Below are 13,921 nucleotides of genomic sequence, written 5' to 3' on the forward strand. Positions count from 1 at the left end.
GGCATTGTCGAGGAGGCTGTTATGACTTTCCCCTACCCTGCGTTGGTGACCTTTACGGGCACTGGCAAGTCGTTCGGCGCGGTGCGTGCGCTGAGCGAGGTCAATCTGAGTATTCACCAGGGTGAATGCCTGGGCCTGATCGGTCACAACGGCGCCGGTAAATCCACCCTGATGCAGGTGCTGGCCGGTACCCTGAGTGCCGATTGCGGCGTGTTGCACCTGGCCAGGCATGAAGTGCGCAGCAGTTACAACGTGCAGATGGCCCGCCAGCACGGCATTCGCTGCGTGTTTCAGGAACTGTCTTTGTGCCCGAACCTGAGCGTTGCCGAGAACCTGCGGCTGATGTCGCCAGCGATTCGTGGCTGGGGTTGGCGCCGACAAGCCAAGGCGCTGATCGACGCCAGCCTTGATGAGATTTTTCCCGGCCATGGTATTGCCGCCGACGACATCGTCGCCGAGCTGCCGATTGGCAAGCGGCAGATGGTTGAGATTGCCCGTGCTTTTGTCCAAGTGGATGAGCGCCTGGAACTGGTGATTCTCGACGAGCCCACCTCTTCGCTGGACGCCCGGGTGGCCGAGCAGTTGCTGGGGTTCGTCCGGCGCTTCGTGGCGGGTGGTGGCAGCGTGGTGCTGATCAGCCATATCCTCGGTGAGATGCTCGCCACCTGCGACCGCATTGCGGTGATGCGCGATGGCCGCATCGTGGAGATTCGCCCAGCGGGGGATTTCAGTCACGTCTCGCTGGTGGAATGCATGGGCAGCGCGGCCAAGGAGGCAGTACAGCAGCAGGCGTTTGTCTCCCGTCGTGAAGGCAAGGCCGCAGTGGTCGAACAGCGGCCGGCGCGCCAGGTCGATGGCCAGACGGTCAAGGCCCATACCGGTGAAATCGTCGGTCTGGCGGGCCTGGCCGGGCATGGTCAGAGCCAACTGCTGATTCAAGTGTTGCGCCAACGCATCACCCGCGGCCAGGGGGCGGCGCTGGTGGCCGGTGATCGGCAGACCGACGGCGTTTTCCCGCTGTGGTCGATTGCCGAAAACATCACCATCAGTTCCCTGGCGGACCTCAAGCGCGGCGCCTTGATCGATCCACAAGCCGAGCGCGCCATGGCCGGGCAATGGCAGGCCCGCATGGGCATTCGTACGCCGGACATGGACAACCCGATTCTTTCATTGTCCGGCGGAAACCAGCAAAAGGCCCTGTTCGCCCGAGCCTTGGCCTCGCGTAATGACCTGATCCTGATGGATGACCCCATGCGCGGCGTCGATGTGGGCACCAAACGCGAGGTGTATTCGATCATCGCCCAAGAGGCCGCCAAAGGCCGGACCTTTATCTGGTACACCACCGAACTGGAAGAGCTCGACTACTGCGATCACATCTATGTGTTTCGCGACGGTCAGGTGGTGTTGGATCTACCCCGCAACGAATTGAGCGAGGAGCAGATCTTGCGTTGCTCCTTCGAGGAACAACTGGCATGAACCCATCCCTTTCCTTGAGCGCGCAAGCGCTGAAAAAACCGCAGATCAATCGTGCGCGGCTACTACGCAGCGCCTTGCCTGGCTTGTCGCTGGCGTTGCTGCTGGTGGCGATTTTCATCATTCAGCCACGGGCCATAAGCTACATGGGCATGAACCTGATGCTCAACCTCGCGGTGCCGATTGCCTTGGCAACCATCGCGCAGATGCTGATCATCACGGTCAATGACCTGGACCTGTCCCTGGGCAGTTTCATCAGTTTCGTTGCCTGCGTCGCGGCCACGTTGCTCAACGAGCATCCGCTGCTCGGCTGCCTCGCATTGCTAGCCTGTATCGCGGTGTACGCGCTGATTGGGGCGTTGATCCATACCCGCAATTTGCCGTCGATCGTAGTGACGTTGGGCATGTCGTTTATCTGGATGGGCGGTGCCGTGTTGCTGCTACCCGCGCCCGGCGGCAGCGCGCCACACTGGCTGCAAAGCCTGGTGCGGATCAAGACACCCTGGCTGCCGTTCGCAATCATCGTCTGCATCGTACTGGCATTGCTGGTGCATGCCTTCCTCATGCGTTCGCCCCTCGGCGTGGTGTTGCGCGGGGCGGGCGGCAACCCGCTGGCGGTGGCCAAGGCCGGTTGGTCGCTGCTGCGCATCAAGGTCTCGCTCTATGCCCTGGCCGGCAGTTTCGGCGTGTTGGCCGGATTGTTCCTGGTGGGCCTGACCACCTCGGCGGACGCCACCATCGCCCTGCGCTACACCTTGCTGTCGATTGCCGGGGTGATCCTCGGTGGCGGCGAATTTGTCGGCGGTCGGGTGTCACCGATTGGCGCGGTACTGGGCGCCTTGACCCTGGTGCTGGCCGGCTCGTTGTTGTCATTCATGCGCATTTCCCCTGACTGGCAGATCGGTGCCCAGGGCGCAATCCTGATTCTGGTGCTGGCCCTGCGTGCCGCCGTCAATCGCCTGGAGACCCGGCCCCTATGAACCCTCGTGCTTCGTTGTCCACGCTGACGCGCAAACCCTGGTTATGGTCGTTTTTGGCGGCATTGCTGATCTGGCTGGCGACCATCGCCTTTACCGGTGGAGCGGGCGCTGGTTCGCTGCTGTCGGGCGCCCTGAGTTTCTCGGCGTTTTTCGTCATCGTCGGCATCGGCCAGATGTTCGTCATCACAACCGGTCCCGGCAATATCGACCTGTCGATCCCGGCCAATATCGCCTTGAGCGGCGCCATCGGCATGAAGTTGATGAACGGCGATCCGGGGCTGATTTGGCTCGGTGTGCTGGGCGTGTTCTGCAGCGGTCTGTTGGTGGGCTGTAGCAATTACGCGTTGATTCGCTTGCTGCGCATTCCGCCGATCATCGCCACCCTGTCCGCCAGTTTCCTGTTGCAGTCGATGGCCATCGCTTACGGCCGTAGCGTGCGGGTGCAACCGCCGGAAATTTTCTATCAGTTCTGCACCGGCAACCTGTGGGGCGTGCCGTACCTGGCGATCAGCGTTGTCGTGCTCGCGGTGCTGATGGCGGTGGTGCTCAACCGCACGCTTTACGGGCGTTGGGTCATCGCCATCGGCCAGAACCCGCGAGCCGCCGAACTGGCGGGTGGCCGTATCGGGCGTGTGCGATTTGCCACCTATGTGCTCAGCGCGTTGCTGGCCTCCTTGTGCGGATTGCTGCTGGCGGGCTTCTCCGGCGGCGCGTCCTTGAGCATGGGCGATGAATACCTGTTGGCCTCGATTGCCGTGGTGGTGATCGGCGGCACCTCGGTGGCAGGGGGCTTTTCCAACGTGCCAGGGATCTGGGGCGCATCGCTGTTTCTGTATTTGCTGGTGAGCATGCTCAACACCTTCGGCACCAGCGCCGGGGTACGGATGATCCTCACAGGGTTAATCATCATCGCGGTGATTACCGCCGTCAGCGGCCGCAGATCGGCTCGCTCCGCTTGAATCTTGGGTACTGACATGTCCGAACCTGTTTACGAATACCTCGACCCGCGCTTTCGCGCGCTGACGTTGCCCAACACCCAGTTGGAGCGGCTGTACGACCAATGCCGCTGGGCCGAAGGTCCGGTGTGGTTCAACGATGGCGGCTACCTGCTCTGGAGCGACATTCCGAACCAGCGCATCTTGCGCTGGACCCCGGAGCAGGGCGTCTCGGTCTATCGCCACGCCTCGAACTTCGCCAACGGCAACACCCGAGATGTGCAGGGGCGCTTGATCACCTGTGAGCACGGCACCCGCCGCGTGACCCGCACCGAGCCGGATGGCTCGATCACTGTGCTGGCCGAGCGCTTTGAAGGACGACGCCTTAATTCGCCGAACGATGTAGTGGTGCATCGCGATGGCGGCATCTGGTTCACCGACCCGACCTACGGAATCCTCAGCGACTACGAGGGCTTTAAGGCTGACCCTGAGCAGGCGAGTCGCAATGTCTACCGCATTGACCCGCGTAGCGGCGAGTTGAGCTGTGTCGCCGACGACTTTGTGCAGCCCAATGGCCTGGCTTTTTCGCCGGACGGCAGCACCCTCTACGTCGCCGATTCGGCGCGCACCCACGACCCTGATGCGCCGCACCACATTCGCGCCCTGACGGTGCTGGACAATTGCCGGCTTGGCGCTTCGCGGGTGCTGGCGCAGATTGAGCCGGGGATTCCCGATGGGCTACGGGTCGACGTGCAGGGCAATATCTGGACCAGCGCCGGGGACGGAATTCAGTGTTTGGCGCCGTGTGGCACATTGCTGGGCAAGATCCTGCTGCCGGAGAAAGTCGCCAACCTGACGTTTGGCGGGCCACGGCGCAATCGGTTATTCATTACCGCGAACACTTCGCTGTACATGATTCATGTGGCGGTGGCAGGGGCGCAAATGCCTTGAAACATTCCGCACCCGCCCCTCGATCCCGACAAGAGCGACCAAGCGCGTATATAACTTCCTGAGCGGATTCGCGATGTAGCGCCCGTGATGGCCTAACCTCCACTTCAGACAACTCAAAACGAGAGGTCACTCTGGACTTGCAATCTTGCAGATTGGCAGCCAATCACAGGTTATGCACGTCAAAAAATGAAAAAACCAGATTAGGTAAGTGACTGATTTATGGAAGATAAACCACAGGTGACAGTCACCAGCGCTGCGCAAGTCGTGACGAGTGAACAGATCGAGCCCGGCGCACCTGGCCATGCCGAGCAGCAACGCCTGCGCGCCAGCCAACTGGCCCAAGCGATACGCAACGAGCTGCAAAAAGTCGTGATCGGCCAGGGCAGCGTGATCGACGACGTTCTCACCGCACTGATTGCCGGCGGCCACGTATTGCTCGAAGGCGTGCCGGGGCTGGGCAAGACTTTGCTGGTACGCGCGCTGGCGCGTTGCTTCGGCGGTGAATTCGCCCGTATTCAGTTCACCCCGGACCTGATGCCCAGCGATGTCACCGGGCATGCGGTGTACGACCTGCAAACCGAGCAATTCAAACTGCGCAAAGGCCCGCTGTTCACCCACCTGTTACTGGCCGACGAGATCAACCGTGCCCCGGCGAAAACCCAGGCCGCCTTGCTCGAAGCCATGCAGGAGCGGCAAGTCACCCTGGAAGGTCGCGCCCTGCCGATCGCGCAGCCCTTCATGGTGCTCGCCACACAGAACCCCATCGAACAGGAAGGCACTTATCCACTGCCGGAAGCCGAGCTGGATCGCTTCATGCTCAAGGTGCGCATGGACTACCCGGACGCCGGGCAGGAGCTGGACATGGTGCGTCAAGTCTGCCGCTCTACCCGCGCCGACATGCTCGACGTGCAACCATTGCGCACCCTCCTGCAGGCCAAAGACGTGCTGGTCCTGCAACGTATCGCCAGCGAACTGCCCCTGGACGATCAGGTGCTCGACTACGCCGTGCGTCTGGCCCGTACCACCCGCGGCTGGCCGGGACTGACACTCGGCGCCGGGCCCAGAGCCTCCATAGCCCTGGTGCGTTGCGCCAGGGCGCGGGCCCTGTTGCGCGGTGGCGAGTTCGTGATTCCGGACGACATCAAGGGCTGCGCGCTGGCCGTGCTGCGCCATCGGGTGCGCATCTCGCCAGAGCTGGACATCGAAGGGCTGGAGGTCGATCACGTGCTACGGCAATTGCTCGATCAAGTACCGGCGCCACGCCTGTGAAACCGACCCGCCTGCTGCTGCTCTGGCTCGCCTTGCTGCTGGCCGTCGGCATCGTGCTGGGCACTGCGCGGGCATTGGGAATCGACGTTGCACCGAGCCTGCTACGAATCAACTGGGCGTTGCTGCTGGCGTTGCTGGTATTGGCTGCTCTGGACATCGTGCTGATCAAACGCCTGCCATCCCCGAGGGTTACCCGACGCCTGTCCGGCAGTCTGGCGCTGGGTCGATGGAGCGAAGCCAACCTGGAGGTCGAGCATGATTTTTCCCAATCACTGAACGTCCAGCTCTTCGACCACGTACCGGATGGGCTGAACGTTGAAAACCTGCCCCTGACGGTGGAGCTTCAGCCCGGCCAACGCAGCCTGATCGGCTATCGTCTGCGCCCGCTCAAACGTGGTCACTTCAGCTTCGAACACTGCGAAGTCAGCCTGCCTGGCCCATTGGGCTTGTGGTCCGACAAACGCCTGCTGACCGTTGCGGACCAGACCCGTGTCTATCCGGATTTCGCCCGCCTCTACGGCGGCCGGTTACTGGCTGTGGATAACTGGCTCAGCCAGCTCGGCGTACGCCAACACCAACGGCGTGGCCAGGGGCAGGAGTTTCATCAATTGCGCGAATTTCGCGAGGGCGACAGCCTGCGGCAAATCGACTGGAAGGCCACCGCCCGCCAACGCACGCCGATTGCCCGGGAGTATCAGGACGAGCGTGACCAGCAGATAATCTTCCTGCTCGATTGCGGACGCCGCATGCGCAGTCAGGACGGCGAGCTGTCGCATTTCGACCATGCGCTCAATGCCTGCCTGCTGCTGAGTTACGTCGCACTACGCCAGGGCGACGCGGTGGGATTCAGCACCTTTGCGAGCGAGCAAGCTCGCTACCTCGCCCCAGTCAAAGGCACCGGGCAACTCAACGTTTTGCTCAATACGGTCTACGACCTGCACAGCAGTCAACATAGCGCTGACTATCAAACCGCCATCACCCAACTTTTGGCCCGACAAAAACGTCGAGCGCTGGTGGTGTTGATGACCAATCTGCGCGATGAAGATGATGAGGAACTGCTCACGGCCGTCAAGCGAATGGGCAAACAGCATCAAGTGATCGTCGCCAGCATGAGGGAAGACGTACTCGACCGCATTCGCCAAACCCCCGTGCAAACCTTGTCCGAGGCACTGGCCTACTGCGGAGCGATGGATTACCTCAATGCACGGACCAAACTCCACGAGAAACTGGACGCTCATGGGATATCAGCAATAAATGTCTTGCCCCGGGAATTGGGTGTGGACTTGTTAACGCGTTATCTGAACTGGAAAAAAAACGGTACGTTGTAGGGGGGGGTGGCATCAGGCGCAATCAAACATTCCCGTTCCAAAAAACATAAATCGCCTTACCAACAACGAACGCCCCCCCAAAAAAAAAAAACATCTAATTGCGCAATGTAAAATTCAACCGCCCATTTGCAACACCCACCTAAAAAAGACAACCCCATACAAAACGACAACACCAACCCTCCCCCCAATAAAAACTGACGGCAGCATTTTCAAAATCAATAACAAGAAGAAATCCATCAAACACTTTGAAGTACTGCCGCCCCTCGACCAGAAGCCATTTCACACTGACGCGTTTAGAGGTTTAGCACGACCACTAACAAAACAGACAGCACGACGACTCAGCACGAAGAAGTTAAAGGTGTTTTACTTATCGCGGAATCAAATCAACTACATTCCCCCAACTATCGCGCTCACCCACGCCATTATCAGTTCCGTCATACTCGATTCGAATTTTAAAACCCGCTCTGAACACGGGGTCATGAACGACGTTCAGGCCCACGTTATAGGTATGCCACTGCGCGTTTTGGCTCATCGTGTCGGGTGAGTTCACACGCTGTGAGCCGTAACTTTCAAGTTGCACATCAATATTGGCGCGATACCAATACCTATTACTCGGCCGACTGGTCAAAAAGTACCTCAATGTCCGCACATACACTCGGCCACTATCAAATTTATATTGATACTCCACCTGACCCGTCAACTCCGGAACTCTTAAATGCCGATGATGATAAGTTAAAACCTCCACACCTTCCCAAAAACTATCGAAAAGCTCTTCACCTTCACCGCGCTCTACAAATGAACCATCTTTAAAGTCATCAGCCAGCACGTATTTCACCACAAGATTTTCTTTATCAGCTTTACCATTCATCTGCCACCTCCACAAAGACACTAATAGACTGCCCAGAAAAAATAACTCAATCGCCTATTCATTTACTACTGTCAGAACTGACAGTTATGAAGACACAAATGGAATAATCAATATGACTTTTTATTTCCAAACCAGAAATATTAATGCCAGGTTCATTGACGTTAGACTGTGCCCTGGAGAGCAACGACCTTCCTCGCAACAATCTCACGCCCATGACCAAACACGCTGGGCTCTTGTAAGCGGTGCCGCTCAATAGCGTGCATTTGACAAGCCAGGGATGCTTCAACGGAAGCACACACGCTGAGGGTAGTCAGCCTGTGATCATTTGCCTCTCACGCCGAAGCCGGCAACGTATGAAAACTGAAGTACTGCTTCAACGCCTCTACCAGTTGCCCATACTCCGGCGGCGGCCGTTGCAAGCTGAACCCGGCGTCATAGTGCTGAGGGGTTGCGTCTTCGTGGCACCACAGGCAACACGCCCGCAGGTCGATGACCTGCTGGCAACCATCGCTGGCGGGGATCTTCAGGCGCAAATCGAAGTCCGCGCCGATCATCAGGGGCAACTGACTGATCAGCATCAGCCCGTCCTCGGACACATTGCCCAGAAAGCCAATGGGTTTGTCGGTGATGCTGTTGAACACTCTCAGAAAATACGGCAGTTGATGCCGCTCGATCCGGCGGTCAGTGAACATGCTGAATTCGCTATGCAAGGCCCTTAAGCAGGGCCGCACTAATGCTTCGGAACAGACCTGCCTGGTGTGGTTTGACAGCCACGGTCGGCCCGCTCTCCCCGATCCCGGTGCGACAGTCGCCGAAAACCGCTGCCGCTTACCTCTGCCGATCACAGGTGTTACCTCGGTTTAGAGGCCAGGCTCTAAAACCGGTCTAATCGACTATAGCTCACCACCGCCGGTAGGCCAGCCATCAGATGACCACTGACATCAGAACCGGGTCGGGCGCACCACCGCCGCACTGCGAGTCGGGTAGTGGCCCAGGCTCTGCAGGGTTTCCAGGCGAGCGCGGGCGCGGTAGGCGTACTCGCTCTGCGGATAGGTCGCGATAATGAATTGGTAAGTCTGAGCCGCATCGATAAACATCTTCTGCCGTTCCAGGCACTGACCGCGCATCATCGAGACTTCCGGCCACACGTAAGGTCGCGCCCGACTATCACGCTCGACCTTGGACAACTCAAGCATCACCTGCTCGCAATTACCCCGGTCATAGGCGCTATAGGCATTGTTCAAATGATGGTTCATCGCAAAACGAACGCAACCCGTGGCGCTGAGGGCAAGGGCGGCAATGAGCATGAATCGCATGGGGGATCTCCTGTCTTGAACGCTGTATCGACCCGCGAGCGGAAATCTTCAGGCCGCCGGGCGCAAAGTTGCCAGGTTCAATAAAGAAAGCAATAAGTAGTGCTTACGAACAATGACTACAACTTCGGACCATAGTAGCCTCACTCAGCGCTTGAACTCAGGAGTCTTTGCATGTCCGTCCGTCGTACCAAAATCGTTGCCACCCTTGGCCCGGCCAGTAACTCGCCGGAAGTTCTCGAACAGCTGATTCTGGCTGGCCTGGACGTCGCCCGTCTGAACTTCTCCCACGGCACCCCCGACGAGCATAAGGCTCGCGCCAAGCTGGTGCGTGATCTCGCTGCCAAGCATGGCCGCTTCGTGGCCCTGCTGGGTGACCTGCAAGGCCCGAAAATCCGTATCGCCAAATTCGCCAACAAGCGCATCGAGCTGAAGATCGGTGATCAATTCACCTTCTCCACCAGCCATCCGCTGACCGAAGGCAACCAGCAAGTGGTCGGCATCGATTACCCGGATCTGGTCAAGGACTGCGGCGTGGGCGACGAGCTGCTGCTCGACGACGGTCGCGTCGTGATGCGTGTCGATACCGCCACCGCCACCGAACTGCACTGCACCGTGACCATCGGCGGTCCGCTGTCGGACCACAAAGGCATCAACCGTCGCGGTGGTGGCCTGACCGCACCGGCCCTGACCGAAAAAGACAAGGCTGACATCAAGCTCGCCGCCGAAATGCAGGTCGACTACCTCGCCGTATCGTTCCCGCGTGACGCTGCCGACATGGAATACGCCCGTCAACTGCGCGACGAAGCTGGCGGCACCGCCTGGCTGGTGGCGAAGATCGAACGCGCCGAAGCCGTGGCCGACGACGAAACCCTCGATGGCCTGATCAAGGCATCCGACGCCGTGATGGTGGCCCGTGGTGACCTGGGCGTGGAAATCGGCGACGCCGAGCTGGTGGGCATCCAGAAGAAAATCATTCTGCATGCACGCCGCCACAACAAGGCCGTGATCGTGGCGACCCAGATGATGGAGTCGATGATCCAGAACCCGATGCCGACCCGTGCTGAAGTGTCCGACGTGGCGAACGCCGTGCTCGACTACACCGACGCCGTGATGCTTTCTGCGGAAAGTGCCGCCGGTCTGTATCCGCTGGAGGCCGTGCAGGCCATGGCACGCATCTGTGTCGGCGCCGAAAAGCACCCGACCAGCAAGACGTCCAGCCACCGCATCGGCAAGGAATTCACGCGTTGCGACGAGAGCATTGCCCTGGCGACCATGTACACCGCCAACCACTTCCCGGGCGTGAAGGCGATCATCGCCCTGACCGAAAGTGGCTACACCCCGCTGATCATGTCGCGCATCCGTTCCTCGGTGCCGATCTACGCGTTCACCCCGCACCGTGAAGCCCAGGCTCGCGCGGCGCTGTTCCGTGGCGTGTACACCATTCCGTTCGATCCGGCTTCGCTGGCGCCGAACGAAGTCAGCCAGAAGGCGATCGACGAGCTGGTCAAGCGCGGCATCGTGGTGAAAGGCGACTGGGTCATCCTGACCAAAGGCGACAGCTACCACACCACCGGTGGCACCAACGGCATGAAAATCCTGCACGTTGGCGACCCGATGGTCTGAGTGACCGAGCGCTGAAAAACGAAAGCCCCGCCATGTGAATGGCGGGGCTTTTTTTTTCTGATTCGACAGGTGTGTTGTCTGATCCGGCCTCTTCGCGGGCAAGCCCGCTCCCACAGTAGCCGGTGTCGTTCACATAACCTGTGCCGAACACAAAATCCTGTGGGAGCGGGCTTGCCCGCGATGGGGCCGGCCCTGACACCGCAAGTTCAATGCCGGTTGATAAACCCTGCCAAAGCCGCCATCGCTTCCGGCGAACGCAGCCGCTGGGTAAACAACGCACCCTCTTCTTCTATGACCTTGCGCAACATCTCCCGATCCGGCGCCCTCATCAATTGCTTGCTGATACGCACCGCTTCCGGCGGCAGCGACTCAAAACGCAGCGCCATTTCCCGTGCCTTGGCCAACGTCTCTTCGCCACTGCCCAAGGCTTCGCAGGCAATGCCCCATACGGCAGCTTGTTCACCGCTGAAACCCTCACCGAGCAACAGCAACTCCGCCGCCCTGGCCTGCCCGAGCAAGCGCGGCAGGATCAGGCTGGAACCGAATTCCGGGCACAACCCAAGGTTGACGAATGGCATGCGCAAACGCGCATCGCGGCTGACGTACACCAGATCACAATGCAGCAACAGGGTCGTACCAATGCCCACCGCCGCACCCGCCACCGCTGCGATCACCGGCTTGCGGCATTCAAGCAGGTTGAGCATGAACTGGAACACCGGGCTGTCGAGGCCGCTCGGCGGTTGCTGGATGAAATCGGCGATGTCGTTGCCGGCGGTGAAGCACTCACTGGAACCCGTGATCAGTACGGCATGGATTTCAGGGTCGTGGTCGGCCAGTTTCAGCGCTTCGGCCAAGTGGCTGTACATGGCGCGGGTCAGGGCGTTTTTCTTGTCGGGACGATTCAGCCGCAGGGTCAGCAGGCCCCGTTCGCGTTCAACTTGGATGGCATCGGTCATGGCAGGTCTCGCGTCTGAAAGATCAGCGCTCAACCACGGGGCAGGAAGACGTCGGCCAGCAGTTGATTGCGCGGCAATCCCGCCAGGTACAGGCGTCGGGCAAAGGCGTCGATGCTGTCGGGGGCTCCGCAGAGTAAGGCCTGGGTTTGCCGGGAAACAAGCCGCAGTTGCGCCAAAGCCGCCGGCAACTCGGCCGCGGTCCACAGCTCGATACTCAGGTTCGACCGGTTCGCCGCCAGGGCTTGCAGGGGTTTGGCCAGATAATGCTCATTGGCATCATGGGCCAGGTGAATGACACGAATCGCACCCTGGTGATCCTGGCGCAACGCTTCGCGCAACACACCGAACAGCGGCCCCAATCCGGTGCCCGCAGCCATCAGCCACAGCGGGCGCTCGTGCCAGTCCGGGTCGTAATGCAAGGCCCCGCCACGCAACTCGCCGAGACGGATCCCGTCGCCGATCTTCAGTTGACGCGCCGCATCGCTGAATTGCCCGGGCTGTCGACAATCGAGGTGAAACTCCAGAAAACGGTCATCTTGCGGCAGGCTGGCGAGGGAGTAAGGCCGCGCCACATTGCCCGCCCACAACACCAGATGCTGGCCGGCGCTGTAGCGCAATGGCCGCTGCGGGGTCAGGCGCAAACGCAACACGCTGGCGCTCAGCCAATCGACGGCGGCGACCTCGGCCGGCTGGCCATCCCGCTGCGGGTCGAAGGTGTGCACCTGCAGGTCCTCGATCACCTGGCACTGACAGGCCAGGCGCCAGCCTTGCTGACGCTGCTCGGCGCTCAATGCATCGGGACGGCTGTCGCTCGGCAGGCCTTGCACACATTGCACCAGACAGGCATGGCAACTGCCGGCGCGACAGCTATAGGGCACCGGCACGCCGTTCTGATTCAGGGCATCCAGCAGATTACTGCCCGCCGCCACCGACCATAGACGGTCGCCAACACGTAATTCAGGCATCGACGTTTTCCCAGGCCGCCGCGCAACGGTTGCGGCCGTCGCGCTTGGCGCGATAAAGCGCCTGGTCGGCGCGCTGCAAGGCATCGTCGAGATCATCACCGAGTTCCAGCAGGGTCATGCCGGCGGACAGGCTGAGGTTGCGCACATTCAATCCAATCAACTCGACATCGGTAAAGGCGATGCGCAGCCGCTCGCAACAGGAGGTCAAGCTCTCGGGATCGCAATCGGGCAGCAGCACCACGAACTCCTCGCCGCCATAACGGGCCAGGACATCACCCTCGCGCAGACAGGCCGAGGCCACGCCGGCAAAGGCTTGCAACACCTGGTCGCCTGCGGCGTGGCCGTGCAGATCGTTGATGCGTTTGAAATGGTCGAGGTCGATCAGTGCCAGGCCATGCACGACACCCACCTCCATGGCGTTCAACTCGCGGGAGGCCAGGCGCAGGAAATGCCGACGATTGAACAACCCGGTCAACTCATCAGTGGCCACCAGGTCCTCGAGCTGACGCATCATCCCGCGCAGCGTGTCCTGGTGCGCCTGCAAGGCAAATCGCCGCTGACGCATGCGGTGTCGCGAAGCCTGGACATAACCGGCATAGAGCACCAGCCACACCAGCACGATCAACAGCACGCACACCTGCAACGCCGCCAATGCCGGGTCAGGCAACTGGAAGTGGTAACCCTCCCACAGCGTGATCGCGCTGAAACTGAAAAACACCAGCGAGGCACAACGCACAAATGAGCGACGGGACAGATGGAACAGCCCGAACAGCAGAATCAGTACGTAAAAAACCAGAAACGCCCCACGGGCATCCCCCAGGTGTGCGATCAGCCAGGTCTGCCACCCCAGCCCCAGCAAGACTTGGGCCTCGGTCAGGCTGGGGTCGGCAAAGCGCAGGTTGAGGCCCGAATAGAACAGTGCAAACAGCGTCGCCTGACTGATGACCACCAGTGCGCTGCCAATGGCAACGCCGGAGAGCGACTCTTCATAGTGCCCGGTAAAAAACGCCAGCCACAGCAATACCAATGCCAGGGCATAGGTGCCGGCCGCAAGGGCGAAACGCTTGAGCAACAGTCGCTGGATGGCGTTATGGGTCAATCGTTGACTCACCGAATGAAAGGAGACTGACAGAGCGTCCTACTCTACAGACCGTATGTCACTTTAGTGGCGTGGCCAATAAATGACCATCCTATTTTCAAGGGTGGATAACAGGAATACACGCGGCTCTACGGGAGCAGGCTCCCTCGCCACAAAAG

13 protein-coding genes are annotated in these 13,921 nt (G+C 60.1%); 7 read left to right on the forward strand and 6 right to left on the reverse strand.

Translation table 11 applies throughout. The features are described from left to right. The first annotated feature begins 21 nt into the window (after positions 1-21). The 6 genes from GQ39_RS19115 (at position 22) to GQ39_RS19140 (ending at position 6,936) form a co-directional block, all read left to right on the forward strand. Positions 22-1,476: a sugar ABC transporter ATP-binding protein gene (locus tag GQ39_RS19115; protein WP_047532555.1), complete on the forward strand. Its 1,455-nt coding sequence runs from the start codon at positions 22-24 to the stop codon at positions 1,474-1,476. Further along, positions 1,473-2,453, forward strand: coding sequence for an ABC transporter permease (locus GQ39_RS19120; RefSeq protein ID WP_052193619.1), 981 nt, complete (start codon positions 1,473-1,475; stop codon positions 2,451-2,453). The genes GQ39_RS19115 and GQ39_RS19120 overlap by 4 nt, the downstream gene beginning before the upstream one ends. Then, on the forward strand, positions 2,450-3,412 hold the full coding sequence (locus GQ39_RS19125; RefSeq protein ID WP_047532557.1) for an ABC transporter permease: 963 nt from the start codon (positions 2,450-2,452) through the stop codon (positions 3,410-3,412). Before GQ39_RS19120 ends, GQ39_RS19125 begins: the two co-directional genes overlap by 4 nt. A 15-nt stretch (positions 3,413-3,427) precedes the next feature. Then, on the forward strand, positions 3,428-4,339 hold the full coding sequence (locus GQ39_RS19130) for an SMP-30/gluconolactonase/LRE family protein (protein WP_047532559.1): 912 nt from the start codon (positions 3,428-3,430) through the stop codon (positions 4,337-4,339). 219 nt (positions 4,340-4,558) lie between these two features. After that, positions 4,559-5,608, forward strand: coding sequence for an AAA family ATPase (locus GQ39_RS19135; RefSeq protein WP_052193620.1), 1,050 nt, complete (start codon positions 4,559-4,561; stop codon positions 5,606-5,608). After that, complete coding sequence (locus GQ39_RS19140; protein WP_047532561.1) at positions 5,605-6,936, forward strand: DUF58 domain-containing protein; 1,332 nt, start codon at positions 5,605-5,607, stop codon at positions 6,934-6,936. Before GQ39_RS19135 ends, GQ39_RS19140 begins: the two co-directional genes overlap by 4 nt. 367 nt (positions 6,937-7,303) lie before the next feature. Here GQ39_RS19140 and GQ39_RS19145 read toward each other — a convergent pair whose 3' ends face one another. The 3 genes from GQ39_RS19145 to GQ39_RS19155 all read right to left on the reverse strand — a co-directional run bounded on the left by GQ39_RS19145 (position 7,304) and on the right by GQ39_RS19155 (position 9,120). Then, positions 7,304-7,804 carry a hypothetical protein gene (locus GQ39_RS19145; RefSeq protein ID WP_047532562.1) on the reverse strand — a complete coding sequence of 167 codons (501 nt, stop codon included), beginning with the start codon at positions 7,802-7,804 and terminating at the stop codon, positions 7,304-7,306. A gap of 332 nt (positions 7,805-8,136) precedes the next feature. Then, complete coding sequence (locus GQ39_RS19150) at positions 8,137-8,496, reverse strand: PilZ domain-containing protein (RefSeq protein ID WP_047532564.1); 360 nt, start codon at positions 8,494-8,496, stop codon at positions 8,137-8,139. 249 nt (positions 8,497-8,745) lie between these two features. Further along, positions 8,746-9,120, reverse strand: a complete 375-nt coding sequence (locus GQ39_RS19155; protein WP_047532566.1) for a tetratricopeptide repeat protein — start codon at positions 9,118-9,120, stop codon at positions 8,746-8,748. A gap of 171 nt (positions 9,121-9,291) precedes the next feature. Here GQ39_RS19155 and pyk point away from each other — a divergent pair, with 171 nt between their 5' ends. After that, a complete protein-coding gene (pyk, locus tag GQ39_RS19160; RefSeq protein WP_047532568.1) occupies positions 9,292-10,743 on the forward strand; it encodes a pyruvate kinase in 1,452 nt (483 codons plus the stop codon). Between the two features lie 206 nt (positions 10,744-10,949). Here pyk and GQ39_RS19165 read toward each other — a convergent pair whose 3' ends face one another. From GQ39_RS19165 to GQ39_RS19175, 3 genes are read right to left on the reverse strand one after another with little or no spacing between them, the layout of a single operon-like run. Beyond that, a complete protein-coding gene (locus GQ39_RS19165) occupies positions 10,950-11,699 on the reverse strand; it encodes an enoyl-CoA hydratase-related protein (protein ID WP_047532570.1) in 750 nt (249 codons plus the stop codon). A 29-nt stretch (positions 11,700-11,728) separates the two neighbouring features. Next, on the reverse strand, positions 11,729-12,664 hold the full coding sequence (locus GQ39_RS19170) for an iron-sulfur-binding ferredoxin reductase (RefSeq protein WP_047532572.1): 936 nt from the start codon (positions 12,662-12,664) through the stop codon (positions 11,729-11,731). Next, positions 12,657-13,763, reverse strand: a complete 1,107-nt coding sequence (locus GQ39_RS19175) for a GGDEF domain-containing protein (protein ID WP_047532575.1) — start codon at positions 13,761-13,763, stop codon at positions 12,657-12,659. Before GQ39_RS19175 ends, GQ39_RS19170 begins: the two co-directional genes overlap by 8 nt. Between the last annotated feature and the right edge of the window lie 158 nt (positions 13,764-13,921).

Source organism: Pseudomonas sp. 11/12A (assembly GCF_000800055.1).
Classification (GTDB): Bacteria; Pseudomonadota; Gammaproteobacteria; order Pseudomonadales; family Pseudomonadaceae; genus Aquipseudomonas; species Aquipseudomonas mohnii.

What these genes read in the sequence shown, in the direction of transcription:
- pyk (WP_047532568.1), top strand. Translation starts at nt 9,292, where the DNA reads ATGTCCGTCCGTCGTACCAAAATCGTTGCCACCCTTGGCCCGGCCAGT.
- GQ39_RS19150 (WP_047532564.1), bottom strand. Translation starts at nt 8,496, where the DNA reads ATGTTCACTGACCGCCGGATCGAGCGGCATCAACTGCCGTATTTTCTG.
- GQ39_RS19170 (WP_047532572.1), bottom strand. Translation starts at nt 12,664, where the DNA reads ATGCCTGAATTACGTGTTGGCGACCGTCTATGGTCGGTGGCGGCGGGC.
- GQ39_RS19155 (WP_047532566.1), bottom strand. Translation starts at nt 9,120, where the DNA reads ATGCGATTCATGCTCATTGCCGCCCTTGCCCTCAGCGCCACGGGTTGC.
- GQ39_RS19165 (WP_047532570.1), bottom strand. Translation starts at nt 11,699, where the DNA reads ATGACCGATGCCATCCAAGTTGAACGCGAACGGGGCCTGCTGACCCTG.
- GQ39_RS19120 (WP_052193619.1), top strand. Translation starts at nt 1,473, where the DNA reads ATGAACCCATCCCTTTCCTTGAGCGCGCAAGCGCTGAAAAAACCGCAG.
- GQ39_RS19145 (WP_047532562.1), bottom strand. Translation starts at nt 7,804, where the DNA reads ATGAATGGTAAAGCTGATAAAGAAAATCTTGTGGTGAAATACGTGCTG.
- GQ39_RS19115 (WP_047532555.1), top strand. Translation starts at nt 22, where the DNA reads ATGACTTTCCCCTACCCTGCGTTGGTGACCTTTACGGGCACTGGCAAG.
- GQ39_RS19125 (WP_047532557.1), top strand. Translation starts at nt 2,450, where the DNA reads ATGAACCCTCGTGCTTCGTTGTCCACGCTGACGCGCAAACCCTGGTTA.
- GQ39_RS19135 (WP_052193620.1), top strand. Translation starts at nt 4,559, where the DNA reads ATGGAAGATAAACCACAGGTGACAGTCACCAGCGCTGCGCAAGTCGTG.
- GQ39_RS19130 (WP_047532559.1), top strand. Translation starts at nt 3,428, where the DNA reads ATGTCCGAACCTGTTTACGAATACCTCGACCCGCGCTTTCGCGCGCTG.